The organism is Streptococcus sp. HMSC076H09, from assembly GCF_001811765.1.
Taxonomy (GTDB): Bacteria; Bacillota; Bacilli; order Lactobacillales; family Streptococcaceae; genus Streptococcus; species Streptococcus agalactiae.
This window is the reverse complement of the sequence record NZ_KV806603.1, coordinates 1-16,507: the sequence shown is the minus strand read 5'-3', so window position 1 is coordinate 16,507 and position 16,507 is coordinate 1. Positions and strand designations below refer to the sequence as shown.

At 34.0% G+C, this 16,507-nt stretch carries 18 protein-coding genes; 1 reads left to right on the top strand and 17 read right to left on the bottom strand.

Annotated elements, in window-relative coordinates; all coding sequences use genetic code 11:
* Position 1: 1 nt before the first annotated feature.
* The 14 genes from HMPREF2818_RS04775 to dnaG form a co-directional block, all read right to left on the bottom strand.
* The gene (locus tag HMPREF2818_RS04775; protein WP_000241104.1) at positions 2–949 is read right to left on the bottom strand and encodes a glycosyltransferase; all 948 of its coding nucleotides are present in this window, start codon (positions 947–949) and stop codon (positions 2–4) included.
* Between the two features lie 8 nt (positions 950–957).
* Positions 958–1,893, bottom strand: a complete 936-nt coding sequence (locus tag HMPREF2818_RS04770; RefSeq protein WP_000241096.1) for a glycosyltransferase family 2 protein — start codon at positions 1,891–1,893, stop codon at positions 958–960.
* A 1-nt stretch (position 1,894) separates the two neighbouring features.
* Positions 1,895–2,953, bottom strand: a complete 1,059-nt coding sequence (locus tag HMPREF2818_RS04765) for an NAD-dependent epimerase/dehydratase family protein (RefSeq protein ID WP_000972791.1) — start codon at positions 2,951–2,953, stop codon at positions 1,895–1,897.
* Positions 2,953–3,675 (bottom strand): IspD/TarI family cytidylyltransferase, encoded by a 723-nt coding sequence (locus tag HMPREF2818_RS04760; RefSeq protein ID WP_000981011.1) that lies wholly within the window; start codon positions 3,673–3,675, stop codon positions 2,953–2,955. The genes HMPREF2818_RS04765 and HMPREF2818_RS04760 overlap by 1 nt, the downstream gene beginning before the upstream one ends.
* Complete coding sequence (locus HMPREF2818_RS04755) at positions 3,675–4,499, bottom strand: LicD family protein (protein WP_000661823.1); 825 nt, start codon at positions 4,497–4,499, stop codon at positions 3,675–3,677. Before HMPREF2818_RS04755 ends, HMPREF2818_RS04760 begins: the two co-directional genes overlap by 1 nt.
* Before the next feature lie 24 nt (positions 4,500–4,523).
* On the bottom strand, positions 4,524–6,257 hold the full coding sequence (locus HMPREF2818_RS04750) for a SpaA isopeptide-forming pilin-related protein (protein WP_000037459.1): 1,734 nt from the start codon (positions 6,255–6,257) through the stop codon (positions 4,524–4,526).
* Positions 6,250–6,603, bottom strand: coding sequence for a DUF2304 domain-containing protein (locus tag HMPREF2818_RS04745; RefSeq protein ID WP_000050394.1), 354 nt, complete (start codon positions 6,601–6,603; stop codon positions 6,250–6,252). The genes HMPREF2818_RS04750 and HMPREF2818_RS04745 overlap by 8 nt, the downstream gene beginning before the upstream one ends.
* The gene (locus tag HMPREF2818_RS04740; RefSeq protein WP_000976127.1) at positions 6,600–7,331 is read right to left on the bottom strand and encodes a glycosyltransferase family 2 protein; all 732 of its coding nucleotides are present in this window, start codon (positions 7,329–7,331) and stop codon (positions 6,600–6,602) included. The genes HMPREF2818_RS04745 and HMPREF2818_RS04740 overlap by 4 nt, the downstream gene beginning before the upstream one ends.
* A gap of 1 nt (position 7,332) precedes the next feature.
* Positions 7,333–8,274, bottom strand: coding sequence for a glycosyltransferase family 2 protein (locus HMPREF2818_RS04735; RefSeq protein WP_000867336.1), 942 nt, complete (start codon positions 8,272–8,274; stop codon positions 7,333–7,335).
* Entirely contained in the window at positions 8,264–9,418 is a 1,155-nt protein-coding gene (gene cps2T, locus HMPREF2818_RS04730) for a beta 1-4 rhamnosyltransferase Cps2T (protein ID WP_001154382.1), read from the bottom strand. Before cps2T ends, HMPREF2818_RS04735 begins: the two co-directional genes overlap by 11 nt.
* 116 nt (positions 9,419–9,534) lie before the next feature.
* The gene (gene rfbD / locus HMPREF2818_RS04725) at positions 9,535–10,389 is read right to left on the bottom strand and encodes a dTDP-4-dehydrorhamnose reductase (protein ID WP_000600896.1); all 855 of its coding nucleotides are present in this window, start codon (positions 10,387–10,389) and stop codon (positions 9,535–9,537) included.
* A gap of 89 nt (positions 10,390–10,478) precedes the next feature.
* Positions 10,479–10,820 carry a metal-sulfur cluster assembly factor gene (locus tag HMPREF2818_RS04720; protein WP_000005640.1) on the bottom strand — a complete coding sequence of 114 codons (342 nt, stop codon included), beginning with the start codon at positions 10,818–10,820 and terminating at the stop codon, positions 10,479–10,481.
* A 108-nt stretch (positions 10,821–10,928) separates the two neighbouring features.
* Positions 10,929–12,038, bottom strand: a complete 1,110-nt coding sequence (gene rpoD / locus HMPREF2818_RS04715) for an RNA polymerase sigma factor RpoD (protein WP_000818341.1) — start codon at positions 12,036–12,038, stop codon at positions 10,929–10,931.
* Positions 12,039–12,045: 7 nt separating this feature from the next.
* Positions 12,046–13,854, bottom strand: coding sequence for a DNA primase (dnaG, locus tag HMPREF2818_RS04710; RefSeq protein ID WP_000540259.1), 1,809 nt, complete (start codon positions 13,852–13,854; stop codon positions 12,046–12,048).
* Positions 13,855–14,043: 189 nt separating this feature from the next.
* Between dnaG and mscL the strand changes: the two genes are divergently transcribed.
* The gene (mscL, locus tag HMPREF2818_RS04705) at positions 14,044–14,421 is read left to right on the top strand and encodes a large conductance mechanosensitive channel protein MscL (protein ID WP_000588846.1); all 378 of its coding nucleotides are present in this window, start codon (positions 14,044–14,046) and stop codon (positions 14,419–14,421) included.
* A gap of 96 nt (positions 14,422–14,517) precedes the next feature.
* Here the strand turns inward: mscL and rpsU are convergent, their stop codons facing one another.
* The 3 genes from rpsU to HMPREF2818_RS04690 form a co-directional block, all read right to left on the bottom strand.
* Complete coding sequence (gene rpsU / locus HMPREF2818_RS04700) at positions 14,518–14,694, bottom strand: 30S ribosomal protein S21 (RefSeq protein WP_000048058.1); 177 nt, start codon at positions 14,692–14,694, stop codon at positions 14,518–14,520.
* Between the two features lie 103 nt (positions 14,695–14,797).
* Positions 14,798–15,301, bottom strand: a complete 504-nt coding sequence (locus tag HMPREF2818_RS04695) for a YkgJ family cysteine cluster protein (protein ID WP_000249815.1) — start codon at positions 15,299–15,301, stop codon at positions 14,798–14,800.
* A gap of 82 nt (positions 15,302–15,383) precedes the next feature.
* Positions 15,384–16,190, bottom strand: a complete 807-nt coding sequence (locus HMPREF2818_RS04690) for a transporter substrate-binding domain-containing protein (RefSeq protein ID WP_000037656.1) — start codon at positions 16,188–16,190, stop codon at positions 15,384–15,386.
* Positions 16,191–16,507: the final 317 nt, after the last annotated feature.

Here is a 16,507-nt window from a genome sequence, read left to right as displayed (position 1 = left end):
ATTAACTCCTTTTTATATCTTTTAATAAAAACACCAAGTCACGAATGCGATTTGAAAAGCTATCATAGAACCGTTTTTTAGTCATCATTTGTTTAAGTATTGCTACAAAATCTTTATTTTGAGCATTTTTATAACGTTGCTGATTAAAATCCAGATAAGCTTTAGCTTCCCTTAATTGACTAGAGCTACTTTTTTCTAAAAATGGTACAAGGATGATATAGTAACTCAAAACAAAATACAGTTCTTGTAAATGCCTTTCGTAACTTGAGCTCATATTCAAGATATTCCCACTTGCATTCTCAGCATGTCGCTTATGTTCACCAACACTTCTGTTTAAATTGTAACCTGAACCAATGACACCAGATACCCCTGCAAAAAGATTATCATGTGACAAAATTAAATTATCACTGTAAAAAGTCATTACTTGATCAACAAACGACTTGCGTAAACAAAAAGTCCAACCTTGACGATAGTTATGATATGAAAAGTCTAATGGATACTTAGAAATTGTTTCCTCACCATTGAACTTAAAATTATTGGGAATAGTAGCCTCTTCTGATAACTTTTTGATATCAATATCGGCGCTAAGAAGGTTTATATCTTGGCGTTCTTCCATAATATCAACTTGCATCTTATTTTTATGATGATACCATGTGTCATCTTGATCACTAAAAAAGACATAGTCAACCTCATAGGCTAACACATCAATAAGTAATTGACGAAAATTTAAACGCCAACCTAAATTTTTATCATTACTAGTTATTGACCAACCATCTAAACGGTGCTCTTTTATATAGTCTTCAACCACCTTTACAGTATCATCAGTAGAGCCATCGTCCCTCATTAAGACATAGTCTGGTCTCAACGTTTGATTTCTAATTGAATCTAGCTGATCGTGGATGAAACCTTGACCATTATATGTTGCCATCAAAACTGCTGTTTTTACCATATTATTCCTTACTTTTTAAACGCAAATAATAAATCTCTCATACGTCCACTATTAGAGTTATAGAGTCGCCAATTTTTAATCACAAAAGCACTATTATGAATTAATGACAATTTAGAAGCTTCCAATCTTTCTTTTTCAAAGGCTAAGCGTTGATTTAAAGCGACATCATTTTGATATTTGTTGACAACCTTCTGCATGGTTTCGTAAAAATCAACAAATGTTTTTAATCCTGTGATATGTTGTGTTTTAGGCGACTTCCAATTCAAAACAAATTTGCTATTACCACTTGCGTTTCCTCCATATCGAATATGAACTCCTACGCTTTCGTTAAGGTTATAACCATTTCCAATAATACTGGCAGTTGTCTCGATAAGATTATCGTGCGAAATATTAGCTCCAAAAGTCCAATTATCAGCGATAGCTTGCGCAAAATCTCTCTTCATAGCAATGGTCCATCCGGGACGGAATGTTTGATAATCATATACTTTAGGATACTGACTGATTCTATCACTAGAAGAAAAAGTTAGAAAATGTGGAACACTGGCTTCTGTAGACATCGTTTTGATATCAACGTCTGCACTCAAAACCTCAATTTGAGGTTTATCTGACATAATGGCAAACTGTCGTTCGTTTTTATCAAGATACCAAATATCATCTTGATCACTAAAAAAGACATAGTCAACCTCATAGGCTAACACATCAATAAGTAATTGACGAAAATTTAAACGCCAGCCTAAGTTTTTGTCGTTTTTAACAATTTTCCAGCCTTCTAACTCATGTTTTGCGATATAGTTATTGACGACATTGACTGTTTCATCCGTTGAACAATCATCCCTCAATAATACATAATCTGGTTTTAATGTCTGTTGGCGAATTGAATCAAGTTGTTCAGATATAAATTTTTCGCCATTGTATGTCGCCATTAAAACTGCTGTCTTTACCATATTACTCCTCAAATGCTTGTACTGTTTTTAATATTCCAGATTCAAGAGAAACTTCTCGCTTCCATCCCAACGCTTCTAATTTGGCCATAGTGAGACGTGTTCTCCCCATTTTGCTATAACCTGCACTCATAGTTTTAGGAATATCGAATACTACTGAAATATTTTTATCAGAAAAGAGATCAACTAACTTTTGTGCCAAATCCTTAATCATAATGGGTTGATCTTCATTTGCTACATTGTAAGCTTGACCAACTTCACCATTTAATAAAATAGTAAATAACCCTGATACAGCATCTGCTAAATAACAGAAAGCACGCTCTGCTGTACCACTACTTTTTAAAACGATATCTTTGCCATCAATGACATTCGATAAAAGATCATTCATAATACGACCATCGTTACCAAGCTCCATACCAGGACCAAATGAATGTGCAATACGAGCAATAGTAAAGGGTACCTTATATTGATCATAGTAACTTTGCAGTAGAGTTTCAGCCATACGTTTGCTTTCTGGGTAACAAGCTCTAGTAGCTAAAATATCAAATCCACCATAAGCTTCTTCATCAATCACTTCTTTAATAGATGTTCCATATACTTCACGCGTTGATAAGAACAAGAAGTTTTCAATTGTTTTTTCCTTTGCAAAGTCTAATAAATTCAATGTACCAATTGTATTAGCTTTTATGATGCTAACAGGATTACTCAAAATAGCAGTTGGACTAGCATTGCTTGCTGCATGGATAATGTAATCCACTTTTCCATCATACTCTAGGCGTTCTTCTACATCATAAGGAATTAAGGTGAAATAATCTTTCCCAACTAAATCTGAAAATTTATCACGGGCTTTTTCAATGTTTCTAGCTGTCGCAATAATTTGCGTTTGGTAATTTCTTGTCTCATTGAGATAGGCTAGTAAAAATACCATATAACTCGCTAACATACTATTAGAACCACTTATTAAAACGCCTTTATTAGCAATTCTTTCCCAATTAATATAATTTTGGTTACTAATAAGTGCTAAATCTTCTTGTACAATTTTATTACTAAATTTAATCATCATTACATCCCATAAATTTGTTCATTTTCTCTAGCATCATACAAAGCTTTAAACATATAAAAATCATCTGGTGTTGTTATCTTGATATTTTCATATGGTCCCTCAACAATAGTGAGTTCACGATTGTACATACCCATCAAAGTACTAGAATCAATTGCATCAGTAATCCCTTTGCTAATGGCATCACGTTCAACAGAAAGGATATCTGATAGATAAAAACTTTGTGGCGCTTTAGCAATGAAGGAACGAGTACGATCAACAACTTCAGATATTTTAGAAGAATCATTGACTAGAACAACTGTCTCTTTAGCACGAACTGAAGTTACCGCACTTCCTGTTTCTTTTACTGACTGTATATTAGCATTAATAACTTCTTCATTAATCAATGGACGTACTCCGTCATGAATTAAAACAACGGCATCATCTGTAGCCAGCTGTTCAGCGGCTTCAAGCCCCTTAAAAATTGACATTTGGCCAGTTTCTCCACCTGCAACAACTGCTTTTACTTTCGTAAGGTTGAAACGCTCTACCAGATTATTCATATAATCTAGCCAGTCTGATACACAGACAACTACTACAGCATCAATAGCTTCTGTATTTTGGAAAATATCAATTGTGTGTACAATAATGGGTTTACCATGCACTTCTAGGAATTGCTTTGGTTTACCTTTGGTATTCATGCGACGACCAACACCACCTGCAAAAATAACTCCAATATTCATCATTAACCTTCTTTCCAGTACCAAGTGTAATAACTATGACTTTCTCTCTTACTTTCTGGAGGTAATTCCATATAACTACCCCCATATAATTGATTCAGATAAGCATGCTCATTTTTAATTTTTCGGGTTTTAATGTTTTCAAACATAACATCTTCATACTCAGAAAAAATTTCTCTTGGAAAATATTCTTTCAAGCGATATCTTGAATCGGTATAACCCATGTAAGGAACCTCTTGATTATTATATGTTTCCATCACTTGATCAACAATTTCAGCACGTTTTTTAGCTTGGCCGTGATAAGCGATGAATCGGGGTAGCCCCAAAATTAGCCTTGCATTTGCATAAAGCTTTCGGGAACCGCTAGCAAAATTGGGGTAAGTCGTACACATCAAATTTGCAGCAGCAGAGTGAACTTTTTTAAAGAATCTTTGACGTTCTTCTGCACTCTCTGGTAATCGGTCAAGTGGGAAGATATCAATAAAAATCCCTGTCCAAGGATGAATTCTATCTGTTTTACTTAAGTACATTGACTTTGTGTGATACAGCTTGGCAAATGGCCATAGATTTTTTTCAACAGAATGATGTAGCAATTTAAAATCGCTATTATTAGCATCAGCTAATGCTTTCATCAAACGCTCATACTGGCTTCTTTCTAGCATCAAATCAATATCGTCATCCCATGGAATGAATCCTTTATGTCTCATTGCTCCCAGTAGGCTGCCTCCGCCTAAAGAATATTCAATTTTATTATCACGCGCAACTTTATCAATATAAGCTAACATTTCAAGTTGAACTTCTCTTATTTCTGAGACCGTCATTTCTTTCATAATTACCTCTGTCTAACAGTTAACTCACATTCTTTTAAATACAAATCTTATAGCTGTAATATAGAAAATAAATAAAGCTACTGCAAAAAGAATCACTAGGGTCATGGGTTTGAAAGTTTTCTTTGTTTTTTGACCTTTTGGAGTGTTTGCAAGTGCATTGTATTCTTGTTTGTTGTACTGCATGTCCATTATATAACCATTTATATTATAGTTACCAAATTGTGCTTTAGAAACACTATCTTTATTTACTGTAAAATAAAATGGTTTATTGCTTTGTAAGTAGCCTTTTGGAGATTTTGTCTGTATTAAGAAATACTTATACTTATTAGACAAACCTCGTAATTTAAATAATGATTGGTTACTTTTCACTTGTTTTTTATAGTTATAAGCCCATAACCTAGGATTCAAGTCTATGTCATTTGAATAGCCATCAATACCTATAATGTTATTTCCTCTAATATGGTAAGCATTTTGGTTAAGATATTCTTTATTTAAACTCTTAATCGTTTTTTGAGTATTTATCCAAAAGCCATTAGGTTGATATAGAGATACTTTTTTATCTGCATTCAATCTTCCTAAAATATACTCTGAACCTTGCAATAATCTATTTTGATTGTCGTCATACATGGCAAAATTTATACCATAACTGCTCAAACTAGGTGTCTTTATATAGCCTTTAGAATCCTCGACAAAAATCCCTTGATCTTGTTTTTGATTATCAACAGAAATTAGACTCCGTTTAGTCTCTATGACGCCTTTCTTTTCCTGAGCAACAGACAAATTATAATCTCTTTTTGAAGCAACATGTCCTGTAATCTCTAACTCTTTAATATCAGCATTTGTCAAATCAAAGTCTAACTTATCAATAGAGTGAAGTTTATACAGGCTATTTTGTAATAATTCTTTTTGCTCTGTTTCATCACCACTACTATTTAAAACAATTTTATCACCATCGACACTAATACTGCTATCTATTGGATACAAACGTCCCTCTTTACCTTCTTCCGCAATAATAGGCGCTTGAGAAAGTCGGTAATTATAATTAGTACTATCTACTACAAAATTAGGGCTAACTCTGACAGTCAGCTGCTTTGAATAAATTGGAATCCTATAAGTAATACGTTTACCGTATTCAACTCCTATAGTATCTCTTTTTTTGTTATTAACAGTTACTCGAGGATTATCTACTCGGGTATTACCAAGATAAATCGTTTCGTTTTTCTGAATATTTTTCAACACATATTCTTGAGTTTCTGCGCTGTTTTCAAAAGCAGTTAAACCAACTGGAATATTACCAATTGCTTTTCCTTTGTTATTTGTGAACTTATAACGTTTATTTTCTGGATTATATAAAACACTTGGCTCTTCTAAGCCATTCATGTAAATTAAATAATCTTTATTCTTTTCAAGCAGTAACCTTACAATAGCAATAGCATCCTGTCTAGTATTTTTTATACCAGAACCAAATCTATAGTTATTATCCATAAGGACTTTTTTACCACTAACTTGGTACTTCCGCTTGATACTATCAAAAGTATAGTGTGTAAAGTCTTTGCTCTCAAACTCCCCCGTCCTCACTTTATCCAATGCTGTTTGTAAATGAATAGCATTAATCTGAACACTGTATTGCGGGGTATTATTATGATAATAATAAGCTGTAATATCTACTTTTTTATCTGTTTTTACTTTTTTATTATTTTGGCAACCTACTAAAAAAAGCATGAAAAACAGACAAATAAAAATATGTTTTTTACTCATCTAAAGTGCTATCCTCTATCTCTTTTTTCAACAAAGAAACCTCTTGAATCAGGCGTTTAATTTGCTCATCTCTTTTGGTATTGCTACTAGTATCAAATAATTCTAAACAAAACAGAAATAAAATAGCACCAAATAACAAGAAATTCATCGTTAAAGCGAATCCAAGGTGATGAGCGATAAATGAGACCACCCCAGGAAATACACTAATAAAGACTAGAATTAAACCAACTAATAGCCAAGGTAAAGAACGTTTAACAGAAAATGTGTTTTTATTAACCATTCTTATAATCATATAAAGTAGGACAATGGCTAAAATAAACATTTCAATTTGCAATGCTAAACTCATTTATCATCCTCCTTAATAAACCCTGCAATAATAATTGATGTTAAAACATCCGTCATATAAAAAATCGATTTTAGGGAACTTATACTTGAAGTACCTGCCTCACGTTCAAACATATTAGCTGTGACTTCCTTCAAACGATAGCCTTTTTTCAAAATCCGAGCAGTTGATTCAGGCTCTGGGTATTGTACTGGATAATGACACGATAAATAAGCTATTAGCGCCGCGTTGGCTGCCCTATAACCACTTGTTGTATCATAGACTTTGTGTCCCGTCGTTAATTTTATAGCAGCAGATATTAAATTTATGCCAAGACGCCTCATTGCTGTCGATTGAAAATTTTGATGTTTTTTATCAACAAAGCGAGAACCAATAACAAAATCTGCTTCGTCATTTAAGATTGGCATAACAACATCTTCAATGCTTCTAATATCATGTTGACCATCACCATCAAATTGAACGGCAACATCGTAATGATTACGATTAGCGTATAAGTATCCTGTCTGCACACAGCCACCAATACCTAGATTTTGAACAAGGTCAATATGATTTAAACCCAATCTATCTAATAACTCTGGAGTACCATCGGTTGACCCATCGTTAATAACAATATAATCCAGCTCAAAAGGTAGTGAGCGAGACGCCTTAAAATCTACAATAGTCTGGACTGTCTTTGCAATACTACCTTCTTCATTATAAGCAGGTATCACTAGTAAAATTTTTTTCATCATCTTATCTCTTATTGTAATAATTTGTTGCAATCAACCATTTAAACACAACTTGATGCTTAAATTGATTTTTGCTATAACCATATTTCCATAACCACCTTAATCTTGTCATAAAAGGCTGTTTGTCAATTTTTATAAAACATTTAATGAGCTCAAGATCATTAGCTGTCATAATATCACCATACTTATCAACAATTAAGGAAGCTTGCTTTTGTGAGTCATGGATAAGTTTCCAATACCTTGTAAATATAGATTTAGGACCTTCACGAAGTATCTTAAATCTCTTATCCATTGTCCTCGCCCCCAAAACATTATTGTCATGTTGACGGTATAGTTGAGTTGGTAAATCCAAATAAATGATTTCTCCTAAACTTGCTGCTAAGAGTGCTAAAAACCAATCATGCATTAAGATATCATTAGGAGTAAACCACTTCTCAGCTAATGCATGATTTATCATCATAGTCCCACCAGTAACAGTATTCTCAGTTAGTTCTGGTAATAATGTCGTATTGGCATGGTGCGATTGAGCCCGAATCATGCTGTCTTGTAAAATATTTAATTCTTGATTAACAACTTTCAAATCAGTATAAACAAGTAATGGTACATCAGATGCTTTATGCTTTGCTGCCTCTAAACTTACAGATAACTTTTCTGGCAACCATACATCATCTTGATCACTAAAAAAATAGAAATCTGCAACTTCGTAATTAACTAGCATAAAAAATGATTTAATAACTCCTAAATTATGGTGCTCATTTTCATTAATGAAACGAATTCGAGAATCTTTAGCAGTAAAGTTTCTAATAATATCACATGTCTTGTCACTTGAACCATCATCTCTGATTAGGAGGTTCCACTCTTTAAAGGTTTGCTTTTGGATACTTTCGATTTGCTGCGCCAGAAACTTCTCTCCATTGTAGGTGGCCATTAAAATATTAACTTTCATTTAAAAACAAATCCTCATATTCTTCAACAATTTTTTTCCAAGTATAGTTTTCTTGAATAATGGCTTTTGCTCGATCACCGTAAGTAGATAAATCCTGTTGTTGATCACTATCGTTAATAAGCTTAGCTAAATCCCCCTCTTTTTTAGCCCAGTAAAAACTTGAGAGACCTGCTACTGATTTGTTGAAATCAACATCTAGAACAAGATTCAAATCAGTATTAGCTAAAGCCTCAAGCAGTCCTGGATTAGTACCGCCAACTTCATGCCCATGAATATAAGCAAAGGCTTGTTGACGAACATAATCCAGCAGATCTTTTTCATAGAGCGTACCTACAAACTTAACTCTTTTATCTTGTTGAAGGTTTGTCTTTAAGGACAACTTTTCAAAGTAGGGGTTATTTTGATGGTTACAGATAATAACTAAATCACGCTTAGTATCTGAAGCCATGAACTCCCTAATAGCCGTTTCATAATTGTTTTCAGGGACAAATCGACCAACGATTAGATAGTAACCCTTAGACTTAATATTCCATTTTTTAAACAACTGTTTGACACGTGGATCATCTGACGATAATTTCCTAGAATTAATCTCTGTACCGTAAGCAATGAACCTTGTCTTCACATTAGAGTAGGTAGATTGAATGTAATTTTCAATACCAATATTATCAGAAATAATTAGGTCTGCATTTTTAGTCATACATTTTTCGGCGTATTTTAAATAACGCTGTGTGGGACGAGACCACTTTGATCGCTTCCACTCTAAACCATCCGGATTAACATACAATAAGCCACCGACTTTATGTATTTTATTGGCAAAATGCCAAATAAAGGCACCAATTGTATTTCCTAAAATATAAAAAATAGGCTCTTTTAAATCATGTGTCTTAACCAAGTCAAGGGCATAATTAATGGCCATAATATCATAAGCAATCACACGTGCTGGCCCTAATTGGGGAGGATTTATAGTAAAACAATCAGCGTCAGCAAAGTTAAAATGAGTATGATGTTCTTTATCACTAAGGCATGCAACATGGTATTTTATGTCGAAACTTTTTTGATGATTAATCAATTCTGAAACAAAAGTTTCAAAACCACCGTAACGAGCTGGCAACCCTCTACTTCCTATAATGAAAACATCTTGCATCATCTTCTCCATTCTAGCTAAACAATCCATACAATTATACCATAAATTAGAAAAGTTAGCTAAAAAGAGCAGTAAGCTAAAAGGATTCTCTAGCCTTACTACTCTTTGTTTTGATCTTATTTTTTAACTTCCTGCTTGTAGAACTCTTTTAAAGCATCTTGCCAAGTAGGAATCACAAATCCTGTTGCTTTCGCTTTTTCCAAACTCATAGTTGAATTTAAAGGACGTTTTGCTTTTGCTGGGAATTGACTAGAATCAACAGGCTTAACCTCCACATCTGTGTCTTTTAAGATTTCAACCGCAAAATCATACCATGTTGTATCTTCTTTAGCATCATTTGATAAATGATAGTAACCAAAATCTTTTTGATTTTCAGCTAAATAAGTCATAAACTCAGCCAAAGTACGTGTCCATGTTGGTCGTCCATGTTGGTCGTTAACAACAGTTAGAGTTTTGTGTGTTTTTGCAAGGTTTTGCATCGTAAAGACAAAGTTTTTACCATAGTTACCAAATACCCACGCTGTGCGAATGGTATAGAATTTTGAAGTATATTTTTCAACTAACTCTTCACCCATACGTTTTGTACGACCGTACTCTGTTTTGGGATCAGGCAGATCATCTACTTCCCATTCTTGCCCCACTGGTTTTTCACCATCAAACACGTAGTCCGTCGAAATGTAAACAAGTGTTGCATCATGTTTAGCAGCAGCCTTAGCGACATTCTCTGTACCAGTGACATTGATTGCAAAGTCTAGCTCTTTTCCTTCATCTTCTGCCGCATCAACAGCTGTGTAAGCTGCACAATGGTAAACTAAAGATGGCTTCACCTCTTCAAAGACTTTGTCCACCATCTCGGCATTTGTAATATCCATTTCAGCTACATCAACAGCAACATACTCTTGAGTTCGTTCGTCTAAAAGGTGACGTAATTCACTACCTAATTGCCCGTTTGCCCCTGTAATTAAAATCATTCCTTGCTCCTTTAAAAATAAGTTTAACTTTTAATTCTTCGTTTATTGTACACTAAAAAAGGGAATATTTCATCCCTTTACTCTTTATCTTATGAACGAATTCCCAAAGCGATACGAGCATAACGACTCATCTTATCAACAGACCAGGCTGGGTACCATACCAATTTCACCTCGGTTTCAGTTACCTCTGGGACTGTTTTCATAACATCATGAATTTGATCTGTCAATAAATCTGCTAACGGGCATCCCATAGTCGTTAAAGTCATATCAATTTCAGTTCGACCGTTATCTTCAAAGCGAATCTCATAAATTAACCCAAGGTTAACAATATCTATTCCCAATTCAGGATCGATAACCATCTCCAAAGCTTCTAGGATACGATCTTTTATTTTTCCAACTTCTTCTTCGCTATATTGCTTTACTTCTGACATTATAATACCTCTCTGAAAATATTAATACCGTCTTTAAGATAACTCCTTTGCAAATCATTTTTATTAGAAACTAAACTTCCTATTCTAAAAACGATTATCGAGAAGCAATCAATCTTCCATGAAATCTTTAAGTTGCTTGCTACGACTAGGATGGCGAAGTTTTCTAAGGGCTTTAGCTTCAATCTGACGAATGCGCTCACGAGTAACATTAAATACTTTACCTACGTCCTCTAACGTACGCATTTTACCATCGTCAAGACCAAAGCGTAAACGAAGAACATTCTCTTCACGGTCAGTAAGAGTATCTAAAACCTCATCTAATTGCTCACGAAGAACAACACGTGTAGTATAATCTACTGGATTTTCAATAACTTCGTCTTCAATGAAATCACCCAAATGGCTATCATCTTCCTCACCGATTGGCGTTTCTAGCGATACCGGCTCTTGAGCAATTTTTAGGATTTCACGTACTTTATCTGGTGTCATATCCATGCGTTCTGCGATTTGCTCAGGAGTTGGATCTTGACCAAGTTCTTGAAGAAGATTACGTTGTTCACGGACCAATTTATTAATCGTTTCAACCATATGAACAGGAATACGAATCGTACGTGCTTGATCTGCAATTGCACGTGTTATAGCTTGACGAATCCACCATGTTGCATAAGTTGAAAATTTGAATCCCTTTGAATAATCAAATTTATCAACAGCTTTCATGAGCCCCATGTTACCCTCTTGAATTAAATCAAGAAATTGCATTCCACGTCCAACATAACGTTTTGCAATTGAGACAACAAGACGAAGGTTTGCTTCAGCTAAACGTTGTTTAGCCATTAAATCTCCCTCAGCAACCGCAACAGCCAATTCTTTTTCTTCTTCATTCGTTAAAAGAGGAACAACACCAATTTCCTTCAAGTACATACGTACTGGGTCATTGACTTTAGCAGAATTACTTCCTATGAGCTCTTCATCAGTCAATTCTTCAGGTTTTGGCCCTTCTACCACATACTTTGTTGAAGGATTGCCTTCTTTATCTGTGATTGAAATGCCACCGTCTGTCAATCGTTCTAACAAATCATCAATTTGATCTGCATCTAAAACAAAAGGAATAACAAGTTTTTCTGTTACCTCATCATCAATTGCAGTACCTTGTTTTTTATGATTGCGAATAAAATCCGCAACTTGAACATTAAAAGTTGTATTTCCTTTTTTCTCTGCCATAGGTTCCTCATTCCATATTTCTTTTTTGAGCAATTAAATTTTCTAATGCAGCCAAGGCTCCTTCTTCATCACCTTGATTACTAGATTGTCTAATTAACTGGCTTTGTTTTCTTAAATCACGTTCTTTCAATAAACGGTCACGTGCCTTTTCGACGGCTTCAATCTCTCCAATAGATACTTCTACAGGTAATTGTTCCTCTAAAATTATATAATAAGTACGATTAACTTTGTCACTTTCTTGTGATAAATCATAAGACGTGATCTCACCACTTTCTTTTAGCAACTCATATAAAACTTGTATTTCTGTTGTATCAAAATAAAAATTATCCCTATTACGGAATTCATTTAACAGGTAGGGATGATTCAATAATCGATGAAACAATTGCATTTCTGTTTTAGTGATAGCTGATAACTTACCTGTCTGTGGTAATTGCACTGTAGCACTTGTTTGTACTGAAGATGAAGCTTGCTGTTGACTTCTATGATGCAATCGTTCGTTATTAACCGATTGTTCTACTTGAAAATAATCAAAATCTGGCAAGAGTTCAGCCACTTTTGTAATATATGAATTTTGTGCTGTTATCGATGGAGATTTAGCAATTAATTTCGCTATTTTTTCAACATAAGCAATTTCAGATTGTAAATTATCGGTGTTTTCAGGCTTTAAGTAGTGGATATAAAACTCTGTATTACTGATGCGCCCATTTTCTAAGAGTTGTTTAAAATCTTCTGCTGAATTTGCTTGTAGAAATTCATCAGGGTCCATTTTATTAGGTATCCTAACGATATCAACAGTCATATCTGATAGCAGTTCTAAAGACTTGTCAATTGCGTTTTGACCAGCTCTATCACCATCATAAGTCAGAACAACTTTCTTAGTAAATCTTTTAAGGTGTCTAACGTGTTCATTGGTTAAAGCGGTCCCCATAGAAGCAACAACATTCTCAATTCCTGCACGATAAGCTGCAATAACATCCATAAAGCCTTCCATTAGGTAAACTTCGTGTGCTTTATTAATTACAGCACGCGCTTTATCTAAATGGTAAAGCTCGTAAGACTTATTAAAAATAGGGGTGGCACGAGAATTTTTATATTTAGCTTGTTTTCTATCAATGTCCTCTTGAGTCCAAACTCGTCCTGAAAACGCAATGACTTCACCAATATCATTAGTTAACGGAAACATAATTCTATTATTAAATGAATCGTAAAACTGATTGCTATTTTCTGAATAATTGAACAAACCAGAAGACATCAAAGTTTTTTCATCAAACTCTTTTGCCAGACGACGATATAGAAAATCCTGCCCTCCCGGCGATAATCCTATTTGAAAATGTTTAATTAAGTCCTCTGTCACTCCGCGCTCGGCAAGGTATTGTCTAGCGCGTTCACCATCATTAGTTGTCATTAAATAGGCATGGTAAAATCCCGAAGCAACTCTATGAATATCTAAAAGCGACTGATTAGCTTTAGGTTTTTTAGGAACTTGCCCCTTAAAATTAGTATCTAGAGGTATTCCTGAACGTTCAGCTAGAACTTGTACACTATCTAAAAAACTAATATGTTGGTAATCTTCCACAAATTTAAAGACATCACCAGAGCGACCACAACCAAAACAATGAAAAAACTGCCTATCTTCGATAACATTAAAAGATGGCGTTTTTTCTTTATGAAATGGGCATAAACCAAGATGATTGCGTCCTGTTTTTGTCAAACCGACAACTTCACCGATGACATCAACAATGTTAACACTGTTCTTGATTTCAGAAATTTTTTCTTTATCAATTGCCAAGTCATGACCTCCACAGAAATAACCCATTATAGTTTTACATTTGATTATATCATTTTTTCTTTTCTGTGTAAATTTTTTCAAAAGCTTTTTCAAGGATTTCTTCTTCACTGATTTAATATAAAAATTTACAGATAATTTGAAACCTATTACTTGGATTTCTCAAAAGAAATCTGCTATAATGAACGTGAATTAAATAATATTAAGGAGCTTGTTCACATGATTAAAGAACTAAAAGAATTTTTATTTAAGGGTAATGTTTTAGACCTTGCTGTTGCTGTTATTTTAGGTGCAGCTTTTAATGCTATCATCACTTCACTTGTTAAAGACGTTATTACACCGCTTATCCTTAATCCTGTATTAAAAGCTGCTGGCGTTTCAAATATCGCACAGCTTTCATGGAATGGTGTTGCTTACGGTAATTTCTTAAGTGCAGTTATTAATTTCTTAATCGTTGGTACTACTTTATTCTTCATCGTTAAAGCTGCTAACAAGGTTATGGCTAAGAAACCTGCTGAAGAAGAAATTATTGAAGTTGTTGAACCAACACAAGAGCAATTACTTGCTGAAATCCGCGACTTACTCGCTAACAAATAATAAAAGACTCGGATTACCGAGTTTTTTTATTAACTTATAGTTATAATATATGAAAAAACAGCTCAATTCTGAACTGTTTTTTCATATTCTATCTAATTAGAATTTTTTACGTTTGCGAGCTGCTTCTGATTTACGTTTACGTTTTACAGAAGGTTTTTCGTAGAATTCACGTTTACGTGATTCTTGAAGAGTACCAGCTTTAGTCACAGAACGTTTGAAACGACGAAGTGCATCGTCAAGTGATTCGTTTTTACGTACTACTGTTTTTGACATATGTTTCACCTCCTCAAGATATTGTAACATTTTCACGTTCACTTACTAGGATACCCAAATAAAAGCAGATTGTCAATATTTTTATGATACTTTCTCTGGGTTATTATTTCCCTATACGTGATTTCAATTTTTCCACAAAAAGGTATGCCGCTGGACAAGTAAGAGTATTTTTTATCGTTAAGTTATTAATTTGATAGATTTTCTTACGATCAGTATGTGGAAATTCACGACAAGCTTTAGGTCTGACATCGTATATACTACATAAGTTATCATCGCCTAAAAACGGACAAGGCATCGCTTTAAATACTTTATCTCCATCTTCATCTACTTCTAAAAATAAATCTTCAAAAGCCGATAACTTCATCCGGAAATGTTTAGAAATCCTAGAAATATCAGCTTCTGTAAATAGAGGACCCAAAGTTTTACAACAATTAGCACATGCTGTACAATCAATTTCTTGAAAAACCTCTTGATGTATCTGTTGGACTATTTTATCTAAGTTTTTAGGAGCTTTCTTTTTTAAACTTGCTAAAAATTTACGATGCTCGCCTTGTTTTTGGAGCGCCAAATCTTTATATTTTTCAATATTAATTGAACCCTGAACCATATATTCCTCTGCCTTTATGCTATTATTCTTAGTCAAGCCATATTATAACATCCAAAAAAGCCTATGACTAGGCTTTTTAATATTATTCAACTTGATTGCCAGTTAATTTAGCCGCATCTGAAATATAAACTTTATATTTATCTTCTTTTTCAAGTCTCTTTATCACTTTGTTAACAGTCTTCAACATTTTTCCACTGTCTTTAGGTAAAGCTACAGCCTTAGCATCCCCTTCTCCTGTTTTAAGGGCAAACTTAGCAAGAACAAGGTCTGGATTCTGGGCCAAGTAACCTTCAGCTACGGGTTTTTCTAAATCAACAGCTTCTACCTTGCCTGATTTTAACTCACTAATCGCTTCTCCCATCGCTGTCAGTGACACGACGTGAGAATTTTTGAATGATTTCTTAGAAACTCCCTCTTCGATACTTCCTTTTTGTACTGCTATTTTTTTACCTTTAAGGCTTTCGATTGAAGTATATTTTCCTAAATCAGACTTCCTAACAAGAACCGCATTTTCTGTAGTGTAATAAGGTTTTGAAAAATCATAGACTTTAGCACGCTCTTTAGTATATGATAATCCAGAAATAGCCATATCAGCCTTACCTGTTTGTAAACTTGATAAAACATTGTCAAAACTCATAGGAGATACCTCTAGTTTGACATGAAGCTCATCAGCAATAGCTTGAGCTAACTCAATATCTGCGCCGACAACTTTATCTTTCCCATTAACAAGCGCTTTAAACTCAAAGGGAGCATAATCTGGACTCACCGCTAAAACTAACTTCCCTTTTTTCTCAACTTTATCTTGTAGCTGTTTGTCTGATGAACCACACGCCACCAAAGTAACGACAGATAAAAGAGATAAAATTCCTAATATTATTTTTTTTGACATAAACTATCTTCCTTTTATTATGATAGGAACAAGTATAAATCATCTTTATACATAAGTCAAGTTTTTTTGAATAAAAATTCAGTAAATTACACCGATAACTATGCTTGCTGTTAGACGATTTTTAATAACAACTATAACTAATTAAAACAATCACCTTTTAAAAGTATTCCAATTCTTAAAAAATGCTAACTATCATTAATAATCAACTAACTTTCAGAACCTTGTACAGTTGCTGTCTAGTAAGAAAATGATAATAATTCGATTTAGTCACTCTCCTTGCTAAAATAGACTTCCTGCGAAACTAAAATCCTAGTTCA

Excerpts from the sequence above, each read along its gene's own strand:
- HMPREF2818_RS04720 (WP_000005640.1), bottom strand. The coding sequence starts at position 10,820 with ATGTCAGAAGTAAAGCAATATAGCGAAGAAGAAGTTGGAAAAATAAAA.
- rfbD (WP_000600896.1), bottom strand. The coding sequence starts at position 10,389 with ATGATTTTAATTACAGGGGCAAACGGGCAATTAGGTAGTGAATTACGT.
- cps2T (WP_001154382.1), bottom strand. The coding sequence starts at position 9,418 with ATGCAAGATGTTTTCATTATAGGAAGTAGAGGGTTGCCAGCTCGTTAC.
- mscL (WP_000588846.1), top strand. The coding sequence starts at position 14,044 with ATGATTAAAGAACTAAAAGAATTTTTATTTAAGGGTAATGTTTTAGAC.
- rpsU (WP_000048058.1), bottom strand. The coding sequence starts at position 14,694 with ATGTCAAAAACAGTAGTACGTAAAAACGAATCACTTGACGATGCACTT.
- HMPREF2818_RS04765 (WP_000972791.1), bottom strand. The coding sequence starts at position 2,953 with ATGATGATTAAATTTAGTAATAAAATTGTACAAGAAGATTTAGCACTT.
- HMPREF2818_RS04740 (WP_000976127.1), bottom strand. The coding sequence starts at position 7,331 with ATGATGAAAAAAATTTTACTAGTGATACCTGCTTATAATGAAGAAGGT.
- HMPREF2818_RS04745 (WP_000050394.1), bottom strand. The coding sequence starts at position 6,603 with ATGAGTTTAGCATTGCAAATTGAAATGTTTATTTTAGCCATTGTCCTA.
- rpoD (WP_000818341.1), bottom strand. The coding sequence starts at position 12,038 with ATGGCAGAGAAAAAAGGAAATACAACTTTTAATGTTCAAGTTGCGGAT.
- HMPREF2818_RS04690 (WP_000037656.1), bottom strand. The coding sequence starts at position 16,190 with ATGTCAAAAAAAATAATATTAGGAATTTTATCTCTTTTATCTGTCGTT.
- HMPREF2818_RS04770 (WP_000241096.1), bottom strand. The coding sequence starts at position 1,893 with ATGGTAAAGACAGCAGTTTTAATGGCGACATACAATGGCGAAAAATTT.
- HMPREF2818_RS04760 (WP_000981011.1), bottom strand. The coding sequence starts at position 3,675 with ATGATGAATATTGGAGTTATTTTTGCAGGTGGTGTTGGTCGTCGCATG.
- HMPREF2818_RS04775 (WP_000241104.1), bottom strand. The coding sequence starts at position 949 with ATGGTAAAAACAGCAGTTTTGATGGCAACATATAATGGTCAAGGTTTC.
- dnaG (WP_000540259.1), bottom strand. The coding sequence starts at position 13,854 with ATGGGTTATTTCTGTGGAGGTCATGACTTGGCAATTGATAAAGAAAAA.
- HMPREF2818_RS04750 (WP_000037459.1), bottom strand. The coding sequence starts at position 6,257 with ATGAGTAAAAAACATATTTTTATTTGTCTGTTTTTCATGCTTTTTTTA.
- HMPREF2818_RS04735 (WP_000867336.1), bottom strand. The coding sequence starts at position 8,274 with ATGAAAGTTAATATTTTAATGGCCACCTACAATGGAGAGAAGTTTCTG.
- HMPREF2818_RS04695 (WP_000249815.1), bottom strand. The coding sequence starts at position 15,301 with ATGGTTCAGGGTTCAATTAATATTGAAAAATATAAAGATTTGGCGCTC.
- HMPREF2818_RS04755 (WP_000661823.1), bottom strand. The coding sequence starts at position 4,499 with ATGAAAGAAATGACGGTCTCAGAAATAAGAGAAGTTCAACTTGAAATG.